Below are 23,219 nucleotides of genomic sequence, written 5' to 3'. Positions count from 1 at the left end.
TCAGACGCGGCCTTGCGAACATCGCCCCGGGCCGAAGGAACGACGTTCCCGACAGTACCCACCACACCCCGATCCCCGCGATCGCACGGACGGATCGCCCGCGTCAGCTTCGCTCCGATCCACCCATACGGTGACCCCCGATGAACGATTACGAACTCACACTACAGGTCATGCTCGAACGGGCCACTGACCTCTTTTCCCACAAAGAAATCGTCTCCGAAGAACTCGACGGACGGACCCACCGCTACACGTACGCCGATGCGTCCGACCGAATGGGACAACTCGCACACGCACTCGACGAACTCGGCGTCTCCCCCGAAACGCGACTGTCGGTGATGGCGCTCAACCACCACCGCCACTACGAACTCTACTTCGCGCTCCCCTGTAGCGGCCGGAGTATCCACATGACGAACCACATGCTGCCGGACGAGCACATCGTCGAGATCATCACCGAAGCCGAAGACGAAGTCGTCTTCGTCGATCCCCATCTCGTCGATACCGTCGAGGCCGTCGCCGACCGGCTCGAGACGGTCGAGCAGTACGTCGTCCTTGCCGACGAAGTCCCCGAGACCAGTCTCGAGCCGATCCACGCCTACGAGGACCTCCTCGAAGGGAAAGATGCCGACTACGACTGGCCCGCCATCGACGAGAACCAGGAGGCGGGAATCTGCTACACCTCCGGGACGACCGGGCTTCCGAAGGGCGCAGCTTACTCCCACCGCGATCTGTACCTCCACACGGTGACCCACAGCCACGTCGACGTCTTCGCCATTAGCGAGCGCGATGTCGTGATGCCGGTCGTGCCGATGTACCACGTCAACGGCTGGGGCCTCCCCTACACGGCGACGATGTGCGGTTCGAAGCTCGTGCTCCCCGGTTCGAAGACCGGGACCAAACAGATTGCCGACCTCATCGACCGCGAGAACGTGACCGTCACCGCGGCGGTCACGACGGTGTGGCTAGAAATGGCCGACTACTACGATACAGCCGGTGGGACCGATGCGGACGACGAGTTCAACCTCGAGAGTCTCGATCGCGTGCTCATCGGCGGCACGTCTCCCCCTGAGTGGCTCATGGAGACGTTTGACAAAGAGATCGATGCGCCGATCAAGCAGGGGTACGGGATGACCGAAGCCGCGCCCCACCTCGTCAATACCATGACGACGACCGAAGTGCAGGAACTCTCCGAACGCGAGCAGTACCAACAGCAACTGAAACCTGGGCTTCCTGCCCCCGGCTGTCGCATCCGACTCCGTGATCTAAACGGCGACCCGGTTCCTCACGACGGCGAGTCGACGGGCGAAATACAGGCCCGTGCGCCGTGGCTCATCGACGAGTACTACAATCGCCCAGCGGAAACCGACGACTCGTTTACCGACGACGGCTGGTTCAAGACCGGGGATGTCGGCGTCATCGACGAGTTCGGCTATCTCGAGGTCGTCGACCGCCTCGACGATGTCATCAAGAGCGGCGGCGAGTGGATCTCGTCAGTCGAACTCGAAAACGAACTGACGGCCCACGACGGCGTCGACGAGGCGACGGTACTCGGCGTCGACCACGAAACGTGGGACGAGCGGCCCATCGCGTACGTCGTACTGGGGGAATCGATCGCCGAGGATGCGCTTCGGGAGCATCTCCGCGATCGATTCCCGAAGTGGTGGCTGCCGGACGAGTTCTTCGTCGTCGAATCGATTCCGAAGACCTCGACCGGCAAACTCGACAAGAAGGTGCTTCGCGAGGGGTTCGCCGCGGAATACGGATCGCTACCGATCGACGGAGAGCGTCGCTGATTGTGGCCGGACTTCGTCCACTATTGATAGACGGACTGGGCTTCGAGTGCCGGCAGTCGGCAACTCTATCGCCTTCTTTTCCTGCGTCTCGCGAACTGCCCACTGACTCGGCGCATTTGTCGGGTCGGTAGCTCTTCGGGGCGTTCGTTTCGGCGATGGATGGTCTCGTCGTCCACTATAATCGAACGACTTAACTCGCCATTCGTGTTCGGTGGTACCATGACAACAGACGGAACATCGACGATGACATCGGTGCTGCGGGCGTTCGATATCATCACCGTTCTCTGGGAGGTAAAGCGCGCGGGGCCGTCTGAAATCGCAACCCGAATGTCGATTCCGAAGAGCACCGCCCACGTCTATCTGCGAACCCTGGCGGAAACCGGCTACGTCGTAAACGACGGCGGCGAATACTCCCTGAGCTACCGGTTTCTGATGACCGGCTCGCGGATCAAACACCGAAACAGTCTCTTTCGCGTCTCCGAGCAACTACTCGGTGAACTCGCCGCGGAGACCGACGAACTGGTGACGCTCGTCGTCGAACAGCACGACGAGACGGTGATACTCCACACGGAGCGCGGCGATCGGTCGCTCGAATTGGGACTGTACTCAGGGATGACGACCCCGCTCCATACGAACGCGACGGGGAAAGCGATCCTCGCACAGCTTCCAGATGAGCGGGTCGACGAGATCATCGAAACGCAGGGGCTGGAGCCGGTGACGGAGCAGACGATCACGGACGAGAGCGTTCTTCGGTCGGAGCTGGCGGATATTCGCGATGCCGGGTACGCCGTCGATTGGAACCAGCAGGTCGTCGGGATGGGACTCGTCGGAATCCCGATCAGCATCGACGAGCAGGTCGCGGGTGCCGTCGGAATCGTGACGCCGACAGAGCGGGTCAAAAACGAGGAGTACCGGCAAACGCTCATACAGAAGCTTCAGGAGACGGTCGATTCGATCACGATCAAGTATCGGTACGGCCACTGATCGACTCGCCGATCGGCACCATCGTGGGACCAGTAAGCCCCCAATTGTGGTCGACGATAGTGTTTCGAGTTCTCCCGTTCCTGTATCGAATTGCATAGTTTCCATATCGCATTGCAAACGAGATACGTCATAGTTACACGATCGCATCCAGGGATCGAATCGTCTCACCGAAATGGAACCTTCCATAACGATCTCTACCAGTCACAGTATGCATCGGCGGAGACGGGAGATCAGTCTTCGTGTGACCGTGATGGCTCACCGCTTGACTCGATCGGTAGTGACCCGTGTTCGTGCTGGAACGCCGTCCGAAGGGACTGCTTGTCGTACTTTCCCGTCGACGTGCGCGGGATCTCGTCGGTGAAGACGAATAGATCCGGGAGCCACCACTTCGGGAACCGACCGCGGAGATGATTTCGGAGGGCGTCTTCGGTCACGCCGTCGCCGCCGACGACGTACACGACCGGCCGTTCCTGCCACCGTTCGTGGTCGACGCTGACGACGGACGCTTCGACGACATCGCCGTGGGCCATCAGTTCGTTCTCGAGTTCGACCGACGAGATCCACTCGCCGCCGCTCTTGATGATGTCGTCGACTCGATCGACGACGTCGAGGTAGCCGTACTCGTCGATCGTCCCGATGTCGCCCGTCTTGAACCAGCCGTCGTCGGTAAACGACTCCCGGGTCGCCTCCGGGCGGGCGTAATATTCGTCGATGACCCACGGACTGCGGGCTTGAATCTCGCCCGTCGACTCGCCGTCGTGCGGGACGGGATCGCCGTCCTCGTCGCGGAGTCTGAGTTCGGCCCCGGGCGTCGGCTGTCCCGGTTTCGTGCGGAGATCGTACTGCTCCTCCTCCGGGAGGTCCTGCACTTCCGTCGTCACAAGCGTGTTGACCAAGTGCGGGGAGGCTTCGGTCATCCCGTAGCCCTGAATGATCGGCGCGTTGAACTCCTCGTCGAAGCGGCGCATAATTGCCGGCGGCGGCGAACTCCCGCCGGTGAGGATGCGGTCGAGCGTGCCGATATCCGCCGTCGGGTTGTCGTCGATGTACGACGCCATCTCGGTCCAGATGGTGGGAACGGCCGCGGCGATCGTGACCGACTCCTTGCGGATCAGTTCCTCGATGCTCTCGAGGTCGGTGTGCGCGCCCGGGAGAACGAACGACGATCCGTACAGCGTTCCGCTGTAGGGGAGTGACCAGCCGTTGACGTGAAACATCGGCACTACGGGGAGGATCACATCTTCCTCGCAGATTCCGAAGCTATCTTTCGCGCCGTAGGACATACTGAGCAGGTACAGCCCCCGATGGGAGTAACTCGCGCCCTTCGGCAAGCCCGTCGTGCCGGAGGTATAACAGATGCCACACTCCGTTTCCTCGTCGAGGTCCGGCCACTCGTACTCGGTCGGATGTCCGTCGATGAACGACTCGTAGTCCGTAACCGGCGAGAGCGTCGTGTCGGGCACGGTATCGTCGAGCACCACGTACTGCTCGACTGTCTCGAGTTCAGTTTCGATGGATTCGATCGTCTCGATGAACGCGGGATCGACGAACAGCAGCCGGTCCTCGGCTTCGTTGATGATCGTGACCAGGTGCTCCTCGGGAAGCCGGTGGTTCGTCATGTGGATGCTCCGGCCGCTGCAGGAGGGGCCGTAGTACAGCTCGTAATGGCGGTAGTGATTCGCTGCCATAACGGAGACGCGATCCCCCCGTTCGAGTCCGTACTCGTCTAGTGCGTGTGCTAACTGGCAGATTCGTTCGTAGGCGTCGGTGTAGGTGTAGCGGTGATACCCGCCGTCGTCGAGTTTGGTAACGATTTCTTTGTGGCCGAACTGGTCGGTCGCTCGGGTAAGCGTTTTCGTCAATGTCAGGTCGTAATCCATCATCGTTGATTCTGTAGTCGGTTGAATTCTGGTGAACGTACGTTGGTTATGGCGGTCTGTGTTGCCGGAGTCGGACTACCTGTCATTACGAGAGTGGTTCGCGCGCGATCACGTTCTTTTTGCACCTCGGTTGTCCCCTCATAGAGCTGGGTGATCTTTGTCCCGGTAGAAGCGTTGGGCATCGAAATCGTCCACGTCGCCGGCCCCGCCGTATTCGACCGGAAAGCGCGAGCCGAGCAACCCAATTTCGGCGGCCTCGTCCATGATCGCTGCCGGGTATTCCTCCGCTCGATCGAACTCGTCGGCGACCGGGCCGATTTCGTTTTCACCGAATCGGCGGATTTCTTCGAGCATTGCCCGCTGCTCGAATGGGACCGTAACGTCCATACTCGACAGTACGACTCCTGGTACCTAAGTATATGGGTTATCGTGACACTCTCCCGGGGCGACAGCGAGGCTGTCTTTCACCCGTCCCCATCGCTTGCGTTCAGGATACGTGGACCGCTCACGCGACTATCCACGGTTTTGCACCGCGTCGAACGCACTCTTCAGCCACCGTCCGTGTGCCGATCACCGCCGACCTGACGCCGCCGACATCCCGGCCCCACTCGAGTACTCCCCACCACAATCCATCTCCCCGCCACAGCACCCTCTCGTCTACTATTGTCGGACGCACCCACCCAGCTGTCGTTGGTCTCTCCTCGGCACTGCGTGTGGCTATTTTGCCCGTCCGACTGCAAGAGAATGCGAGTTCATCAGTGTGGCCGCCACCGTGCACGGACTGAACTCGTCTCGCTATATCGCCAATGATTTACAGGCGTATGTGTGTAATTCTGGGCGATGTCCGACTTCGGTTGGACGGTGGTCCACTAGTGTTGGATCACGATTGTCGAACGCGTTGCCGTTCGCTCGCGCTCTTGCGGACAATATTTCCGATACATTTATACAGTGTTGGTATCTCATACCATGATATGTTTCGCCAAGACGCGTGGCGTAGCGATACGGATGTCTGGGAGGAGACCGAGGCGGACGATCAAACGATCGACGACGAGTCACTGACCGAAACGGAGACGGTTCCGTTTCTTCGGTTTGTGACTATCTTCGTTGTCGGAGTCGCGTTTTTCGTGCTGCCAGTTCCGTGGGAGAACACGATCACGGTGCCGTTCGACATCTTCGTCGGCCTGATCGAAGCCAATCTCGCGCGGTACGTGCTGGGAATGGCCTGGCTCATGGTCGTCGGCGCAGCCGTCCTCACGACGGTGACGGAAACGTATCATCGCGGTCTCATCGATATCGATACTGAAACTGCGTCTCGACTGAACCTCGATCTCTGGGAGACGAATACCGCGTTCTGGATACTCCGGATCGTTGGTGCAGTGGTTGCAACCGGGTTCGTCTTCGAGAGCGGGCCGGCGTTGATCCTCGACCCCGCGGTCTCGGGCGTCGTCTGGGAGACGTTGATGTTGAGTGTCGTCATTATTATCCCGCTCGGATCGATTTTCGTCAATCTGCTCATCGAGTGTGGCGCACTGGAGTTCGTCGGCACGCTCGCCCGTCCGATCATGAAACCGCTCTTCCGGCTTCCGGGACGATCCGCGCTCGATGGTGCCGCCTCCTGGGCGGGGTCCTTTGCGATCGGGTTCTACGTTACTCGGAAGGTCTTCGACCGCGGTGGCTACAACAAACGAGAGGTATTCATCATCTGTTCTTGTTTCGGGACTGGCAGTATCGGGACGATCGGGGTCTTCGCGGCCGCGTTCGACATGCTTCACATCTTCCCCGTCATCCTGCTCGCCTACCTGATCGCAATCGTCGCAGCAGCGGTTGTGACGATCCGATTGCCGCCGCTGTCACGCGTTCCAAAGGAGTACGTCTCGGAACCGGTCGTCGAACCGAATCTGACGGGATCGGCCGCCGACTACATCCGTCTCGCCATCAGCGAGGCGATCGACGAGTCGAGAGGAACGTCCTCACCGCGGGCCGCCTGGAAGGGTCTCGTCGACGGAATCGTGCTGACGGCGACGATGACCGGGACCGTCGTCGCCATCGGAACGACCGTTCTCGTCCTCTACCACAACACGTCCCTCTTTCAGGTCATCGCCGTTCCACTGGAGCCGATCATCGCCGCGTTCGGAATCCCGAATGCGGACGTCGTCGCTTCCGCGCTCATCATCGGCTTTGCCGACATGTACGTGGGAGCGCTTACGGCCACCGGCCTCGCGTCTGCAGCGCAGTTCTTCGTGATTCTCGTCGTCAGCGGCCAGATTCTCTTTCTCGCCGCCTCCGGGCCGATGATGATGGATATGTTCACGGATATCCCGGTTCGCTTTCGGGATATCGCTGCGATTTTCGCCGTCCGAACGCTCGTCCTGATCCCCATCAGCGCGGCGCTGACTCACGGTGTCTCACTTCTGGGTCTGCTCTAATCAGTGTCCGCCGATCACTGCGTCGTTTCGTCCCGCAGCTGGTCCGGAACGCTATCTAGCGATGTGGATGCACGGGATGACGGAAGTACAGGACATCCAGGAATCACTCCAAGGATTAAATAGGCGTATGTCCATCGTCCGTGCGAGTTCAGTCGACCCTGCACCGTCGAGTTTCCAGAGCGCGTCGATCACGTCGAAGGCCCGCTTCACCGACGTCATCGGCGCTGTCGTGCCAGCCATGCCCACGCGTAAACGACTGCTGCTAGTAAACTGTTCGACTATGTTGGACCAGTCGATCGTCACCGTTGGCGCTCTCGTCCATCCGCCGTCCAAAGACCTATGTGGAAGTATGACAGAGTAGGCCGTGATGACGTGCGAGACAGTCCAACGAGTAGCGGTTCTTGGAGCCGGTAGCATGGGTCACGGTATCGCCGAAGTCGCAGCCCTCGGCGGCTACGACGTCACGATTCGTGACATCGAACCAGAACTCGTCGAAGACGGGTACGACAACATCGAGTGGAGCGTCGAAAAGCTCGCGGAGAAGGGACAACTCGACGAGTCCGCCGAGACCGTTCTCGACCGAGTCGAGACGACGACCGATCTCGCGGCAGCCGTCGCCGACGCGGATCTCGTTATCGAGGCCGTGCCGGAGCGACTCGACATCAAGGAGGACACGTTCTCGACGGTCGATGAATACGCGCCCGAACACGCGATTCTGGCGTCGAACACCTCCAGCCTCTCGATCTCTGCCATCGCGTCCGCGACGAACCGACCCGAACAGGTCGTCGGACTCCACTTTTTCAATCCGCCGGTGAAGATGGACCTCATCGAGGTCACCTACGGCGAAGCGACGACCGACGAGACGGCCGAACTCGCCTACGAGTGGGCCGAGTCGATCGACAAAACGCCGATCTACGTCCGCAAGGACGTCCACGGCTTCGTCGTCAACACCGTCCTCGTTCCGTTCATGGAGGAACCGGCCTGGATGCTGTCGAACGACGAAACGACGGTTCGGGCGGCCGACGCGACGATGGTCTACGAGCGGGGCTATCCCATGGGCCCCTTCGAACTCAACGACTTCGGCGGCATCGACATCGCCTACCACTTTCGGGACGCCTCGGATCAGCCCGTCCCGCCAGTTATCGCACAGAAAGTCGAGAACGACGCCCTCGGAAAGAAAAGCGGGAAGGGGTTTTACGACTACGAAAACGGTGACGGCGTCGACTACGACCCCGAGGATATCACCGACTTCGACACCCTCCGCACCGAAGCCGTGATGATCAACAAGGCCGCCTGGCTCATCGGCACCGATGTTGCCACGCCCGAAGCGATCGACACTGGCCTCCGACTCGGCGGGAACTTCCCCGAAGGCGTCTGCCGCCGGGGCGACCGACTCGGACTCGATACGGTCCTCGAAAAACTCGAAACGCTGCACGAGACCCACGGTGCCGATCGCTACGAACCGGCCAGCTATCTCGTCGAACTCGTCGAAGACGGATTCACCGGCGAAGACGCCGGAAAGGGCTTCTACGACTACCGCGTCGATCCCCCGTATCACTACCTCGACTGGGACATCGACGACGACGGCGTTCTCGAGGTCACCATCGACCGCCAGGAGCGGATGAACTCGATGTCCGAAGACGTGTTCATGGAAATCGACCGCCTCCTCACCGAGGTCGACACCGACGACGTTTCCTGCGTCGTCTTTACCGGCGCGGGCGACAAGGCGTTCAGTTCCGGCGCGGACATCACCGGCTTTACCGCGGGCGAACCGACCGACATCATGGACGTCGACGAAGTCTTCCGGACGGTCTCCGAGTTCGACCGGCCGACGGTCGCGAAAATCGACGGCTTCTGTCTGGGGGCCGGCATCGAACTGGCGTTGGCCTGCGACATCCGCGTGGCGACCGAGGGATCGACGATCGGAACGCCCGAGACGACGCTGGGGCTGATCCCCGGCGGCGGTGCGACCCAGCGCCTCGTGCGACTCGTCGGCGAGGCACGAACGAAGGAGTTGATTTTCCGCGGGCTCCAGATCGATGCCGAACGGGCCGAGGAGTGGGGCGTGATCAACCACGCCGTTCCCGAAGCCGAGTTCGAAACCGTCGTCGGTGACATCGTCGACGATCTGGTGTCGGGCCCGCCGATCGCACTCAAGGCCGCAAAACGGGTCATCAACGAGGGGCAGGAAGCCGGTCTCGACGCGGCACTCGCCATGGAGAAACAATCGTTCGCGCTGCTGTCGACGACCGACGACATGTACGAGGGCGTCACGGCGTTCCGAGAGAACCGCGACCCCGAGTTCGAGGGTGAGTAAATGACTGCGACTCGAAACGTTGCCATCGTCGGCGGCGGACAGACAACCTGGGGCGAACGAGACGCAACCTGGAAGGACCTCGCACAGGAGGTCGGCAAGGCGACGTTCGACGCGGTTCCCGGCGTCGGCCCTGACGACGTCGAGGGGCTGTTCGTCGGCGCGGTCCAGCCCGAACGCTTTGCCAACCAGACCCACGTCGCGCCGCTGGTCGCCGAACTCCTCGGGATCGAGGTTACCGAAATGATCGCTCGAACCGAACTCGCGTGTGCGAGCGGGCAGGCCGCGCTGCGATATGCGTGGCTGGCGATCGCGGCCGGCCAACTCGACGTCGCGCTGGTACTCGGCGTCGAGAAGATGAACCTCGGGCGCGAGCACATGCCCGAGGTGCAGTCGTCGATGGCGAACGTCTTAGACCGCGAGTTCGACGGCGTCAACGGGCTGGCCGCGCCGCCGTTTTTCGCGTGGTACGCCCAGCGCCACATGCACGAGTTCGGGACGACCCGCGAGCAACTCTCGCTGGTCGCCGCGAAGAACAAGACGAATGCCTCCCGGACGGACTTCGCCCAGTTCCAGTCGACGGTCGACCCTGACGAGGTGACCGACTCGCCAGAGATCGCGCCGCCGTTGCACCTCTATGACTGCAGCGGTATCACGGACGGTGCGGCCGGCGCGATCCTGATGAGCGAGGAAAAAGCCCGCGAAGTGACCGACACTGCAGCCTGGATCACCGGCAGCGGCCAGTCCACGATGGCGGGGAACTCGATCAACAACCTGCCGTCGTTCAGCGGCTGGCCACAGGCTCGCGAGGCATCGCAGAACGCGTACGACCAGGCCGGCATCGACGACCCGCTGGCCGAAATCGACGTGGCGGAGGTCCACGACTGCTTCTCGATCAGCGAGATCATCGAGTACGAAGAACTCGGCTTCGCCGAGCGCGGCGAGGGCGGCCAGTTCATCGAGGACGGCCGCAGTCACCTTGACGGCGACGTTGCGGTCAACCCGCGCGGCGGACTCCTCGGCTGCGGCCATCCGCTCGGCGCAACGGGCGTCTCGCAGGCCCTCGAGATCACCCAGCAGTTCCAGGGCGACGTGACGAACGACCGGCAGGTAGACGACGCAGCGACCGGTCTCATCCACAATCTCAGCGGCAGCGGCTCGGTTCACAGCGTGATGGTCCTCGACCGTGATCCACAATGACTGATACTTCGACCGACGACGAACGAGAACAGGTTTCGGTCCCCTCGGAGATCGAGTTCCCCCGACTGCTCGACTTCTACGACCTGCAGACGGCAGACCAGACTCAGATCCACGAGTTCTACGACAATCTTCGAGCGGGACAGCTCACGACGACGCGGTGTACCGAGTGCGACGCGATCCACTTCCCGCCGCGGATCGTCTGTCCCGAGTGTACCGGCGACGCCCTCGAGTACGTCGACCTTCCGCACGACGGTGAACTCTTTGCCTTCTCGGCGGTCCGCGGCGGGCTTCCGCTCGGATTGCGTGAGCACGAGGTGCCGTACGTCGTCGGCGTCGTCGACCTGGGCCCCATCCGGCTCTCGGGTCGCATCGACGACGCGGCCTACTCCGACCTCGAGATCGGCGACTCGGTCTCGCTGAAGATCGTCGACATCGACGGGCCGACCGACGAAGATCGCGTCTTCTACCGGTTCGAGCCGCAGTAACATAGCGGTTCATATCGAAAAAGTTGTCGACGACTCGCGATCACCGTCACGTCCGATTCGTTCTTTGCGATCGGATCGCTCATCGAGCACCGCTGCCACTATCACTATCGTTATACCGGCTGCAATACTGCTAGCCGACTGTTGGAAATGAGTTTCACGCGCACCTGGACCGTCCGCTTCTCGGATACGGACCCGTTCGGTATCGCTCACTATCCGCGGCTGATCGAGGCGATTCACGAGACCTCCGAACTCTTCTTGGAGTCGATCGGCTGGCCGCTCTGGGACCTCATAGACGTCCACGAAATCGGCATCCCGCTCGTCTCGATGGACTTCGATTTCACGGGACAGGTCAGCGGCGGCGACGAGGTCGAGATTCGACTCGAGACAACCGTCGGTGACTCGAGCATTCGCTTTCACTACCGGGCCATCCACGACGGAACGACCGTATTCGAGGGTACCGAACACCGCGTCTGCGTTCCCGTGAACGGAGCCAGTAGCATCTCCGTCCCCGACGAGTTCAGGTGCGCACTCGAGACCGCCGCCCGGTAGATCGTCGGTCGTCGGCGAGACGCTTACAACTCCAAGCCGTCCTCGAGTTCGTCGGCGCTCAAGTGACACGCGATGTGATGCGTGTTGCCGTCCGCCGTTTCGACGGGCGTCAGTTCCGGTTCCTGCCGGTCACATTTTTCGCCGATATACTGGGGGCAACGGGTGTGGAACGGACAGCCGGTCGGTGGATCGCGGGCGCTTGGGACATCCCCGTCGAGTTGGATTCGTTCCGCGTCTGTTTCCGGATCCAAATCCGGATTTGCCGAGAGGAGCGCCCTTGTATACGGGTGATACGGCGGGTTGAAGACGGATTCTCGTGAGCCGACTTCGACGATTTGCCCGAGGTACATGACGGCTACCCGATCGCTACTGTGTTTGACGACGCGTAGATCGTGGCTGATAAACAGATACGAGGTATCGTATTCCTCGCGGAGCCTGTCGAGTAAGTCGAGGATGTTCGCTTGCACGCTCACGTCGAGCGCGCTGACCGGTTCGTCGAGAACGACGAACGCAGGGTTTCCGGCGAACGCCCGCGCGATCGCGACGCGTTGTTTTTCGCCGCCGGAGAGTTCGTGCGGATAGCGTGCCGCATGAGTGCTATCGAGGCCGACGTGGTCGAGCAGTTCCTCGACTCGGTCGCGCCGTGCCGTCCGATCGAGATCGGTGAGCGTTGTTACGGCTCGGTGTAACTGATCGCCGATCCGCTTTCGCGGGTTGAGACTCGAGTGGGGATTCTGGAAGACGATTTGTGCGTTCGAGCGGAACTCGTCGCGAGCGGAACCGCGCAAATCGGCAAGGCGGTCCCCGTTGAACGTAATCTCTCCGCTCGTCCGCTCTAGTACGTCCACCAGACAGGCACCGAGCGTGCTCTTTCCACAACCGCTTTCGCCGACGAGCGCCAGCGTTTCCCCTCTCTGCACGGATAGATCGACTCCATCGACGGCTTTGACCGGCGGATTGCCACCGCTGATTCGATCGAGAAACGTGGGCGTATCGAAGTACTTGGTCACGTTCGATGCGTCGAGCAGTGGGCTGTCGTCCGACGACGTCTCCCCGCGGGTCCGTTCCGATACCGTTTCGGGTTCGATCGGATCCGAAACTGCGTCTTCCCAGTGGCAACACCGCGTCCGATGCGGTGCCTCACCGTCGGCATCGACGGCGGTCATGTCTATCGGCGCGGCTCGGCAGTCGGCAGTGGAGAACGCACATCGATCCGCGAACACACACCCCTCGGGGATTTCCGCAAGGGCCGGTGTTCGTCCCGGAACCGAGTTCATCGTTCGCTCGTCTCGGATGCGTGGAACGCCCGCGAGAAGCCCCTGCGTGTAGGGATGTGCAGGGGAATTGAACACTTGTGAAACGGACCCAGTTTCTATGACCTCGCCGGCGTAGAGGATCATCGCCCTCTCACACGTGTTCGCGATGACGCTAAGATCGTGCGTGATAAGCACGATCGTCGTGTTGAACGATTCGTTAAGGTCTCGAACGAGATCGAGAACGGTCGCCTGCGTCGTGACATCTAGCCCGGTCGTCGGTTCGTCGAGGATCAGCAGATCCGGATCGCACGAGAGCGCCATCGCGATGAGGACCCGCTGTTGCATGCCGCCGGAGAGTTCGTGTGGGTATTGGTCAGCAGTGTATGCGGCGTCGCCTATTTGAACCGTCTCCAGCAACTCGTACAGCCTCTCTTGGGCCGCTCGTGCCGTCTTATCCGTGTGCTCTCGGATGGTCTCGGTGATCTGCTCACCGACACGTAATGCGGGATTCAACGCTGTGTTCGGATCCTGCGGAACGTGTGCAAGGCGGTTTCCGCGTAACGCTCGCAGTTCATCCGCCGAGAGGTCGTGGATTAGCCGTCCGTCGTACCGTATGGATCCGCTCGTAATCCGGCCGTTTTCATCGAGATAGTCGAGAAGCGCGAGCGCGAGCGTACTCTTTCCGCTTCCGCTCTCTCCGGCTATGCCGAGCGTTTCTCCCCGGTCCAGCGACAGCGATATATCACGGAGCGCATGTACGTCACCGTCCGGCGTGTCGTACGTTACGGTGAGCGATTCGACTTCGATGAGGCTCTCTTCTTCGTCTCGAACAACTGAGTGGTTTCGTTTTGACATATTACGGTCGTTTTGACACATGTGATTGTGGGTCGAGAACGTCTTGCAAGCCGTCTCCGAGGAGGTTACAGCCGAAGACGGTAAGGCCGAGCCAGAGACTCGGCCACAACCAGTACCAGGTCGTACTCCAGAGGTGATCACGGGCGATCGAGATCATGTACCCCCAGTCCGGCGTCGGCGGTTGCGTTCCCAATCCGAAAACGAAAGGGACGCACCGATCAGAATCGCGAACCCGATCCGAATCGATCCCTCGACGATAATCGGTGAGAGGATATTCGGCAAGATCTCTCCGAAGCAGATGTACACCCGCGATTCGCCGCGCGCCTCCGCAGCTTTGATGAACTCTTCCTGTTTCACCGCGAGCGTACTGCTTCGGACGACGCGAGCGATCCGCGGCGTGTACACGACGGCAATCGCAAGAACCGCATTGAGAAGGCTCGACCCCAACAACGCGACGATCAGTAGCGCGAGCAAGAGCGACGGAATACTCAGCAACATATCCAGTAGCCGCATGACGCCCTCGTCGATGCGGCCGCCGAGATACCCGGACGCGAGTCCGAGCGGGACGCCGACGAGCATCGATACCCCCGCCGCAGCGAATCCGAGCACGAGGCTCGATCGGCCGCCGTACAGTACCCGGGAGAGCAGATCCCGTCCGAGATGATCCGTTCCGAGGAGGAACTCGCCGCCCGGAGCGGCAAACTGCGCACCCATGTGTGTTTCAGTCGGGTTATGCGGTGCGATAACCGGCGCAAGAACCGTTGTGAAGACGATCGGTGCAAGTATCGCTATTCCGATCGTACACCGCCGATTTGCGAATACCTCGCACAAACCGTTCTTCAACCGGTCGCACAGCGCGTTTTCGGCCGTACTCCGTCTTCCAGTATGTTGGCTCCCCATCACCGGTCACCTCGCTGAGCTGCCGTAGCTGATGCGCGGATCAAAATAGGTGTAGAGCAGGTCGGCCCCGAGATTGGCGAACATGTAGATACCTGCCACCAGAAGAACGGTCGCCTGCAGCACGGGTATATCACGGTGGAGAACCGCCCCGACGAGCAAGCGCCCCAATCCCGGATACGCAAACACCTCTTCGACGACGACGACACCGCCAACCAGATACCCAACGTTCATCGCTAGCAGGGTAACGGTCGGTAACAGTCCGTTCCTCACCGCGTGTTTCAGAACGACCGTCCGTTCGTCGAGCCCCTTCAGTCGAGCGGTCCGAACGTACTCGGACCGAAGCGTCTCGATCATCTCGGTCCGCGTCAATCGGACCAGGTGTGCGATGGAGAGGAACGTCAGCGTTATCACCGGCAACACGAGATGAGAGGCCCATTCAACGGGTCCGCCCGCTGAAAGCGGTGTGTATCCCCCGGCGGGGAAGACGCTCCACACCGGGCCGGCAAACAAGACGAGCAACCCGGTCCCCGTGACGAACTCGGGAACGCTGATTCCAACGTACGCAAGTCCGGTAATTCCGGCATCGAGAGTGCTCTCGGAATAGACTGCAGCGATAATCCCAGCCGGAATCGAAATCGCGACGATTGCGACCAGGGAGATCACGGCGAGATACGCCGATCGAATACCCCGCGTTACGACGAGATCGAACACCGGCCGGTTGTGCCGAAAACTCGTCCCCCAATCACCCGTCACGAATCCGGCGACCCAGTCGAGGTATTGAACGTGATGCGGACGATGAAGCCCGAGCTCGCGCTCGAGGGTGGCAACGTTCTCCGGCGTCGCATATCGTCCGAGAATCGTTTCGGCTGCGTTCCCCGGAAGTACCACCGTTATACAGAACACAACCACCGACAGCCCGACCAGGTTGAGGAGCACGTATACCAATCGCTTGAGGAGATACCGGTGAAACGAGTTCATCTTTGTTGCCACCCGTTCGTCCGTTCGTCTTTGAGACGCTCGGAACCGATCGCGTTTCGATCGAGTGCGCTGCGACCGTCGCTTCGTCCGAGCGGGCCGCGTCGCGGGCGAGTTACACGGATCATCGGTCGGTCGAGCGTACTCTCTCCAGGTGGTCGTGTCCTAACATCGGGTGGCGCTCCCAGCCCTCGATCCGCGCCGCATTCGCTCCGAGGTTCTCCATGTGGAACGGAATTACGTACGGGCCCGCTTCGTACATGAGTTCCTGTACTCGTTCGTACAATTCGCTTCGCTCATCCTCGTCCGTCGTTCGTCGGGCCCGTTCGATCAATTCGTCCTTTTCTTCGTTTTCCCACCTGTTCTCGTCCCACCACGACCCTTCCGACCAGATCAAGTTACTCAACAGGTGGTCTTCGTTCAGATACGTCCCGTAGTGGACCGAATACGTCGGTTTCTCTCCCCAGATCTCCGTCTCGAAGATATCGTAACTCACCTGCTCGAGTTCCATTTCGACGCCGATTTCGCCGAACTGTTCCTGAAACAGAAGCGCCGCGTTCAGCTGTTCCGGAGGCTCCGTCGGCGTGTAAAACGTGATACCGAAGTCTTCGGTGAGGTGGAATCCGTCCGGATAGCCCGCTTCGGCGAGGAGTTCCCGCGCTCGCTCGAGATCCTGCGATCGATCCGGAAGTTCCGCGTAGAACGGAAACAGCGGTGCGAGTACCGAGTCCTGCCCGATCGTCCCGTATCCTTGAAGGACGCTTTCGACGAACTCCTCCCTGTTTACCGCGTGTTTCATCGCCTGCCGCACCCGGACATCGTCCCACGGTTCGTGGTCGGTGTTCATGACGAACGCGACGAAGTTACCCGCGGTCACACGCTGTGGTTCGACGTGGGAGATCGACTCGAGGCGAGCGAACTGCGCGGTATCCGTTCGGTGTATCACGTCGATCTCTCGGTTTTGGAGGCGCGTGACTTCCGTCCCGGCATCTGGAACATGACTGAGCACGAGTTCGTCCGCGTAGGGGAGCGCGTTTCCGTCCTCGTCCGTCAGATAAAACTCCGGATTTCGACGCAGCGTAATCTCGTCGTTGCCGGGGAACGAGTCCAGAACGAATGGTCCGCTACCGTATGCTTCGGTTTGGAGCGATTCGAGGTCTCCCTCGAGGATTTCTTTCGGAACGATTGACGCCCAAGCAAGCGCTTGATAGCGAGGAAAGTCTGGGTTCGAACGATCGAGTTCGAACTCGACGGTGAACTCGTCGACGTGGTTGATGTCGACTATCCCACCGAGATTGCCCGTCCCCGGATAGCCGCCTTCGACGATCGTCTTGTACGTGTAAACGACATCTTCGGCAGTAACGGACTCACCGCTGTAGTGGAACGTAGCGTCATCGCGAATGGTGACTACCCAGCGGGTGAGGTCGTCGTTTTGCTCCTCCCACCCCGTTGCGAGGTCGTCCTCGCGTTCCATGTCGTAAGTGATCCGAGAGAGTTGCGAGTACAGCATCCGGATCGGAACGAAGTTCGCGTATTTCGATGGCGTTTGGATCGGACTGATATTCGTGATGCTCCGTGGAACCGTCATCTCGAGTGCGCCGCTGTCAGCTTGGCTAGTGCAACCGGCCCCACTCGCTGCAACGCCTCCGCTCAGCGCTTGCAGCAACCGTCGTCGCCTGAGGGTCGAATCCATACCGACTGATTACTCTCCATATTATTCCTAGTTATGGTGAAACCGTCGAAAACCCGAACCTCGAGTGCCAGTTGGCGTCTCCTGGTTTGGATGTCTTATCGCCCAACTCGGGGAGAATCAGCTGTAGTGAGCTAGATTATTAGTAGCACCGTGATCCGCTGTGAACTCGTTACCGGACTCTGCTTTGCATCACGTTCTTCGCGTTCTTATAAACCTACAAATGAAACTAGGAAATTCCCGGACTGGTGACTCTAGATTCGGTGCGAAAACCGGACGAGATCGAATTAGCGACTGTGAATTAGTACCACGTATGACAAGTAGTGCGAAAACACGAAAAAATCGACAGAGCAACCACTACCGAATCGGTGAACCCAGAATGAGAAAATCGTTACCCGAACTCTCGGAGGAAGTCGCCCAACGCTCGCACGAACGTCTTCGCCGTAATCACTGGCGGCGACCAGATCGGTTCGTCGATCGCGACCTTGATCAGATAGTCTGTGAGCCGCCACAGATTATAAATCAGCGTCGACAGCGCGAAGTTACACAGCCGAAGCCGGTAGTCCGTCGACGACGTCTTCGGCATGAAGTCCTTGATCGACTTGTACTGGTTCTCGATATCCCAGCGCCGACTGTACCCGTTCACGATACTCCTAATCACCTCGGGTTCAACGCGGTCTTCACTCGTCACGAACACCGCGTCCTTCCCCTCGGCATCGTCACTCGTGCTCGGCGCGTACAGGAACTCTGCCTCGTGATGTACCTCGCCATCGATTCCGAACGGAACGTCGTGCTTGACAGCTGCGTCCGCCCTCGGATGCTCCTGAATATCTTGAATCGCCGCCAAGTCATCCTCGTACGTCGGCACGGGGGAGAGGTACGTGAGCCCGCGTTCGTGAACATCTGCGTACACGCGATTGACGTAGAATCCACGGTCGAACATCACCATGTCCAGGTCGACGAACTGCTCGGCCCGGTCAAGCAACCGACTTACTAAGTCGGCTTTCGAGTACGATGGAGAGTCGTCGGGTTCCCACGCAGAGTTCTCTTTGACCGGCTCGATGCCGAGTACAATCGGTACGTGGGTTCCCGACTAAGGTAATCGTCGCGTACTTGTATCCATGCTTGTACTCGCCGTCTTTCTTGTACCCACTCACCATCTTCGGATAGTCCGGCTTCACGATACCCGCTTCTTTGTCCTCCCACGGCCAGACGTGGAACTGCTTATGCGTGATGTCGATCGCTGCGACGGTCTCCCGAGAGTCGAACGGGTCGTCTCCGCGAATTGAGTTGATGATGTTTTCCGTCGCGGCGTTGAACGCTGTCATAATTGCGTCCCGAATCCGGTCGATTTCGGGCATCGACTCATCGTCCTCGAAATCTTCGAACGTGAGCTGGCCGTCCGAGTCTTCCGGTGTCGCGATCTTCTTGATTGCCCGTAGGAAGGTCGAGTCGTCACAAATGAGGTCGTCGTTGGTGAGCCAGCCGTACTCGGCTTCTGAGTGGGCACTGCCGTTGTTCGCGCAGATACTCGCGAACATATCCAGCATCACCTCGTTGGAGTACGTCTTGTGGGCCGCTCGGTTGGTGTCGAACTCAGGGATGACGTGTTTTCGAGCGAGCGTCAGCGTCTTCTGGGCTTTCTCCTTTTTGTACTCGTTTGTGCTCGGTGACTCATCCTCAACGTCCCTTGGGACTGTCGGAACCAATCCCTCCGTGAGAACATCATTATCGAGAGCAACTTGCCGGACGCCAGCAACCGTCCGATTGAGGACTTTCTGAGTATCCTCGCTGAACTGCGCGTGTGTGTGTGTGTACGAGAGCTGTTGTTGGGTCGGTGTATTCGTGAGATCGGTGATATCGAGGTGGAAGCTCTTGACTAAGCTCGGCTCCCGACCAAGTCGTTGGGCTAATTTGTTCTGTGAGATGCCTCGAATTCCTTTGAATAGGAGCGTGCGGAACATCTCGTCGGTTCCAAAGGTCACGCGGTTCTGATTGCGGGCATCCTCGAGGTTGGGACGGGGATCGATAGCTGACGAATGACGTCCCAGAAGTGGTCTTCACGCTCACAGAGCGTCTCCGCGTGGACAATGATTGACTCAGCGACAGCCGACGGATCAGTTGGCATTGAGCCACCTCCGGGGCGAGTTGTTCTGTTTCAGGGCTGCGGTCGACCAGATACTGGAGTGATGATTTGTAGACGTGTCTGCTGAGCAGGAGTGAGTATCAGTATAGGATAGAGTGAAAATTTGATTGTGCATTAGCGTCGATTGTATGCTCTTGGCTTGTAGTGGGAGACATATGAAGAGGTATACGTGCTATACTTGGAGAATTGATTGTGGCTATAATTCGATGTGGGTCAAGAATCAGTATGGATCAAATTTCGATTGGGTTTATAGTGAAAGGTAGAGAACAGAGAGGTACGATGGGGTTGGACGAACTGGAAGCATTTCTTCGGAAGAAGGGAGCGGCGGAACTCATTACGGAGATCAGGACGGGAACAGCGACGTTCAACGCACTCGTCGATGCGGTTTCGATAAGTGGATCGACAGTGTCCTCACGCCTCTCAGAAGGTGTTGAGCGCGACGTGTTCACGGTGAGTCACAGGCCAACCGAGCATGGGGCAGAGAAGCGGTATGAGCTCACGATCCTTGGGCGTCGCGTGTATGATTGGGCAGTGCAGACGGAGTTCGAGCGGAAGGTCCGAGAGCTTCGGCGGATTCGGCAGGAACGTGAGACGGCGTTCGAGCAGCTGGTCGGGAAAATCAATCGGGATATGGAGATTCGCAAAATGGTTGTCGACGTAGATCCGTTGATGGATGAGGACGTAGAACTGCCTGAGGATACGTCTGTCGTGCGGAAAGGGCCGTCTGAGGAAGCGCTCCGTGAAGCTCATTTCGAACGGATGGAAGAATCCCTTGAGCCCATCACAGACGACCAATCCGAAGAGAATAGTGAGTGAAGATAAACTCCTGAACGCTAACGACACCTGCTTACTGAGCAACAGTTGTCAGTCAGGCCAAAGAGGTGTGCAAAATTTGTCCCTTAGCTGATGATCGCGCGCTCGAACCGGTAGTAGCCGATCACGAGCGGGACGACGATCCATGCGAGGACGATCACCCAGGCGACCCAGGTCTCGAGGTAGAACGGGATGTCACCGGCGATCCGACCAGCCGTCGTCAGGTCGACATCCTCCGCGCCGACGAAGTCGATGAGGTCGTACGCGATCACGGTCAGCGCCTGGCCGGGGCTGAGCCGCTCGACGAGGAGGTACCAGGCGGGGACGGGTTCGCCCGTGAACAGGGGCACTTCGCGCTCGAAGACCCAGTAGATCGCCACCGGGACGAAACTCCAGAGGAAGTCGAAGACGACGTAGATGCCGAGCACGCCCGCGACGGCCTTCGCCCGGCTGCTCACGCTCGCGGAGACGCCGACGGCGATCGCGACGTAGACGAGCCCCATGATGAGCGAAAACGCCAGCAGGCCGAGGTAGTCAGCGATGACGAAGCCGTCGTAGAGGGCGGCGATCACGACGCTGCCGACCAGGAAGCCGATCACCGTCGGGAGGGCGACGACGCCGGCTCGTCCGGCGACTTTCCCGAGGAGCACGTCGAGGCGCGTGAACGGGAGACCGAGCAAGAAGCGGATGCTCCCGGACTCGCGCTCTTTGACGATCGCCTGATAGCCGACGATCAGGCCGATGATCGGAACCAGCGTCCCGATCGGCGAGTAGAGAAAGCTGACGGCGTCGGCGAACTCGGGGGCGGGGCCGTCGCTGTGGAGCAGGTATGGGATCGCTGAGACGCCCGCGACGAGTAGAATCAACAGCGCGGTCAGCGCCCAGAGCATCTTCGCGCGTGCGGCATCCGCGAAGTCCTTTCGCGCGATCGCGATCCATTTGGTGTGCCTCCCACCGCTCTCCGCCTGGGAAGTGTCGTGGGCGCCGCTCATGCGTCCACTACCTCCGTGCTGCCGTCGCGCCTGCCGCGCATCGGCCGGTCGCCGGTGGTGAACGCGGCGAACAGATCCTCGAGCGACGGTTCCTCGCTGGTGATGTCCTCGACCGCGCAGCCGGCGTCCTCGACGGCGTTGATGACGGTCGCCTTCCGGCTCGACTCGGAGAGGGTCGCAATGATCTCGACGCCCTCAACGCGTACTTCGGTGACGCCGGGGAGTGCGGCGACGGCCTCGCGAACGCCGTCGGGCACCGCGTCGACGGTCAGCACGAGCCGAGAGTCGGCGTCGAACTGTGACTTGAGCGCGTCGATGCTATCCTCGGCGACGAGCTCGCCGCCGCGCATGATCCCGACGCGGTCGCAGACGGCCTCGACCTGCTCCATGATGTGACTCGAGAAGAAAACGGTCGCGCCGCGAGCGTTCTCCTCGCGAATGATCTCGCGCATCTCCCGGGCGCCGTTCGGATCGATCCCGGAGCTGGGCTCGTCCAGGACGATCAGATCGGGCTCGCCGACGAGCGCCATCGCGAGAGCAACGCGTTGTTTCATCCCGGTCGAGAACCCGCCAGCTTTTCGATCGGCTGCCTCAGTGAGTCCGACGCGCGCTAAGAGCTCGTCAGGGTCGTTAGACGCCCCTTTTGCGTCGATGGCGAACTGAACGTGTTTCCGAGCAGTCAGCCGATTGTACATTCCAAAATCCTCGGGGAGAACGCCGATTGATTGACGGACAGCGAGCGACTCGGATTCGATGTCGTAACCGAGCACTGTTCCCGAACCCGTCGAAGGTGGTGTGAACCCGAGTAGCATGTTGATCGTCGTCGACTTCCCCGCCCCGTTCGGTCCGAGAAATCCGTATATTTTCCCCCTCCTGAACCGTTAGATCCAGGGATTCAACGGCTGTTAGATTCCCGAACCGGCGCGTGAGAGAATTCGTTTGAATGGCATCCATCGACTATCGATATTTTTCCGATCGGCAAATAAGTTCCGATTTCCACTTGCCCTAGAGATGCTCACACACGATTGTATTCACAACCAGGCAAACTCTGACCTCTAGATGAGGAGTCTCACCAGGATTGATCAGCTTAACAGACCACCGTAGGGAGTGCGGCGCAAATGACGGTTTCGGCGGAAAATCGGGCAAATATCTCAAGGTGTAGCTCCGAGGTGATCCAGCACGTTCGTCCGGTGTTGGCGTGACGAACAAGGCGCTAACAGTATGAATTCGCCGTCAATCCTCCAAGCATTGACCGAACGTAGCGGGCAGGAAACGCGGTCACTCCGCGTCAGAATCAACAAGCAGCTGAGAAACGATGAATCGATCGATTGACTCTCGAGTATCGACGGGTGCGTCGTCTTGGCCGAGACAAATCTTCCTGATATGTGAACCGGTGATGAGGTCGTCGATGATTCTCGCGACACGCTCAGTGTCGACGTCATTGAAAACACCTTGTTCAATGCCATCTTCTAGTATCTTGCTTATATGATTGATAAACCTAGCATCGGTCTGATTGATCAGCTCCTGGTGTTCCTGATGGTAATGTGCCTGTGATTGTATTTCATACATAGCAGACACGACCGGCCAGAACCGAGAATCATCTGTCTGCGTTCCGAGAAGTGTCTCATCAACCGTCTGGTTCAGTCGCGACAGTGGATCATCATCCGCGGATGTAGCCCATTCTCCATCGTTGGATTCTATAAGATACAATAGGAGTTCGGTTATCAAGTCGTTCTTCCCATCGAAATAATGATTGATAAGTTGTCTGCTCTTGCTGAATTCCTCGTCAATATCACGAACTCCGACCTGTGCATAGCCGTGCTTGGATAGGGCAGCGATTGTCGCCTGAATGAGTTCTTCGTACGTATCGTCAGGAATCGAATTAGATGGCGTGGACGTCATACCTTTGTGAGTATAATGAGAGTAGTAACCGGAGAAACTTGTATCGTTCTCATGGCGGTGTT

General features: G+C 59.5%; 17 protein-coding genes and 2 pseudogenes. 8 read left to right on the top strand and 11 right to left on the bottom strand.

From position 1 onward, the window contains the following. Nucleotides 1-140 precede the first annotated feature (140 nt). Both SM755_RS19680 and SM755_RS19675 read left to right on the top strand, forming a co-directional pair. The gene (locus tag SM755_RS19680; RefSeq protein WP_323174147.1) at nt 141-1,790 is read left to right on the top strand and encodes a long-chain-fatty-acid--CoA ligase; all 1,650 of its coding nucleotides are present in this window, start codon (nt 141-143) and stop codon (nt 1,788-1,790) included. 219 nt (nt 1,791-2,009) lie between these two features. After that, complete coding sequence (locus SM755_RS19675) at nt 2,010-2,774, top strand: IclR family transcriptional regulator (protein ID WP_323174146.1); 765 nt, start codon at nt 2,010-2,012, stop codon at nt 2,772-2,774. 230 nt (nt 2,775-3,004) lie between these two features. On the opposite strand, the gene SM755_RS19670 is transcribed toward SM755_RS19675, so the two are convergent. Further along, nucleotides 3,005-4,654, bottom strand: a complete 1,650-nt coding sequence (locus SM755_RS19670) for a long-chain fatty acid--CoA ligase (protein ID WP_323174349.1) — start codon at nt 4,652-4,654, stop codon at nt 3,005-3,007. 138 nt (nt 4,655-4,792) lie between these two features. Next, nucleotides 4,793-5,041 (bottom strand): acyl-CoA dehydrogenase family protein, encoded by a 249-nt coding sequence (locus SM755_RS19665; RefSeq protein WP_323174145.1) that lies wholly within the window; start codon nt 5,039-5,041, stop codon nt 4,793-4,795. Nucleotides 5,042-5,625: 584 nt separating this feature from the next. On the opposite strand from SM755_RS19665, the gene SM755_RS19660 reads away from it, so the two are divergent. Beyond that, nucleotides 5,626-7,080, top strand: coding sequence for a nucleoside recognition domain-containing protein (locus SM755_RS19660; protein WP_323174144.1), 1,455 nt, complete (start codon nt 5,626-5,628; stop codon nt 7,078-7,080). Between the two features lie 51 nt (nt 7,081-7,131). On the opposite strand, the gene SM755_RS19655 is transcribed toward SM755_RS19660, so the two are convergent. Then, nucleotides 7,132-7,320 carry a hypothetical protein gene (locus SM755_RS19655; protein WP_323174143.1) on the bottom strand — a complete coding sequence of 63 codons (189 nt, stop codon included), beginning with the start codon at nt 7,318-7,320 and terminating at the stop codon, nt 7,132-7,134. A gap of 127 nt (nt 7,321-7,447) precedes the next feature. On the opposite strand from SM755_RS19655, the gene SM755_RS19650 reads away from it, so the two are divergent. From SM755_RS19650 to SM755_RS19635, 4 genes are all read left to right on the top strand, one after another. Next, the gene (locus SM755_RS19650; protein ID WP_323174142.1) at nt 7,448-9,397 is read left to right on the top strand and encodes a 3-hydroxyacyl-CoA dehydrogenase NAD-binding domain-containing protein; all 1,950 of its coding nucleotides are present in this window, start codon (nt 7,448-7,450) and stop codon (nt 9,395-9,397) included. Then, entirely contained in the window at nt 9,398-10,594 is a 1,197-nt protein-coding gene (locus tag SM755_RS19645) for a 3-ketoacyl-CoA thiolase (RefSeq protein ID WP_323174141.1), read from the top strand. Then, the gene (locus tag SM755_RS19640) at nt 10,591-11,079 is read left to right on the top strand and encodes a Zn-ribbon domain-containing OB-fold protein (protein WP_323174140.1); all 489 of its coding nucleotides are present in this window, start codon (nt 10,591-10,593) and stop codon (nt 11,077-11,079) included. The genes SM755_RS19645 and SM755_RS19640 overlap by 4 nt, the downstream gene beginning before the upstream one ends. 147 nt (nt 11,080-11,226) lie before the next feature. Further along, nucleotides 11,227-11,628 carry a thioesterase family protein gene (locus tag SM755_RS19635; RefSeq protein WP_323174139.1) on the top strand — a complete coding sequence of 134 codons (402 nt, stop codon included), beginning with the start codon at nt 11,227-11,229 and terminating at the stop codon, nt 11,626-11,628. 23 nt (nt 11,629-11,651) lie between these two features. Here the strand turns inward: SM755_RS19635 and SM755_RS19630 are convergent, their stop codons facing one another. The 5 genes and pseudogenes from SM755_RS19630 to SM755_RS19610 form a co-directional block, all read right to left on the bottom strand. Next, complete coding sequence (locus tag SM755_RS19630) at nt 11,652-13,739, bottom strand: ABC transporter ATP-binding protein (RefSeq protein WP_323174138.1); 2,088 nt, start codon at nt 13,737-13,739, stop codon at nt 11,652-11,654. Nucleotides 13,740-13,892: 153 nt separating this feature from the next. Then, nucleotides 13,893-14,453 (bottom strand): ABC transporter permease, encoded by a 561-nt coding sequence (locus tag SM755_RS19625; protein ID WP_323174137.1) that lies wholly within the window; start codon nt 14,451-14,453, stop codon nt 13,893-13,895. Nucleotides 14,454-14,645: 192 nt separating this feature from the next. Next, entirely contained in the window at nt 14,646-15,617 is a 972-nt protein-coding gene (locus tag SM755_RS19620; protein WP_323174136.1) for an ABC transporter permease, read from the bottom strand. A 121-nt stretch (nt 15,618-15,738) separates the two neighbouring features. After that, the gene (locus SM755_RS19615) at nt 15,739-17,307 is read right to left on the bottom strand and encodes an ABC transporter substrate-binding protein (RefSeq protein ID WP_323174135.1); all 1,569 of its coding nucleotides are present in this window, start codon (nt 17,305-17,307) and stop codon (nt 15,739-15,741) included. A gap of 388 nt (nt 17,308-17,695) precedes the next feature. Further along, nucleotides 17,696-19,432 (bottom strand): annotated as a pseudogene (locus SM755_RS19610) (transposase). 297 nt (nt 19,433-19,729) lie between these two features. Here SM755_RS19610 and SM755_RS19605 point away from each other — a divergent pair. Further along, on the top strand, nt 19,730-20,266 hold the full coding sequence (locus SM755_RS19605; protein ID WP_323174134.1) for a hypothetical protein: 537 nt from the start codon (nt 19,730-19,732) through the stop codon (nt 20,264-20,266). A gap of 83 nt (nt 20,267-20,349) precedes the next feature. On the opposite strand, the gene SM755_RS19600 is transcribed toward SM755_RS19605, so the two are convergent. From SM755_RS19600 to SM755_RS19590, 3 genes and pseudogenes are all read right to left on the bottom strand, one after another. Continuing rightward, complete coding sequence (locus SM755_RS19600) at nt 20,350-21,255, bottom strand: ABC transporter permease (RefSeq protein ID WP_323174133.1); 906 nt, start codon at nt 21,253-21,255, stop codon at nt 20,350-20,352. After that, a pseudogene (locus tag SM755_RS19595) lies at nt 21,252-22,209 on the bottom strand (ATP-binding cassette domain-containing protein). The gene SM755_RS19600 and the pseudogene SM755_RS19595 overlap by 4 nt, the downstream one beginning before the upstream one ends. 324 nt (nt 22,210-22,533) lie before the next feature. Then, the gene (locus SM755_RS19590) at nt 22,534-23,157 is read right to left on the bottom strand and encodes a TetR family transcriptional regulator (protein ID WP_323174132.1); all 624 of its coding nucleotides are present in this window, start codon (nt 23,155-23,157) and stop codon (nt 22,534-22,536) included. Nucleotides 23,158-23,219 lie beyond the last annotated feature (62 nt).

This window comes from Natrialba sp. PRR66 (assembly GCF_034808065.1).
GTDB classification, from domain to species: Archaea; Halobacteriota; Halobacteria; order Halobacteriales; family Natrialbaceae; genus Natrialba; species Natrialba aegyptia.
This window is presented reverse-complemented; position numbering and strand designations above follow the sequence as displayed.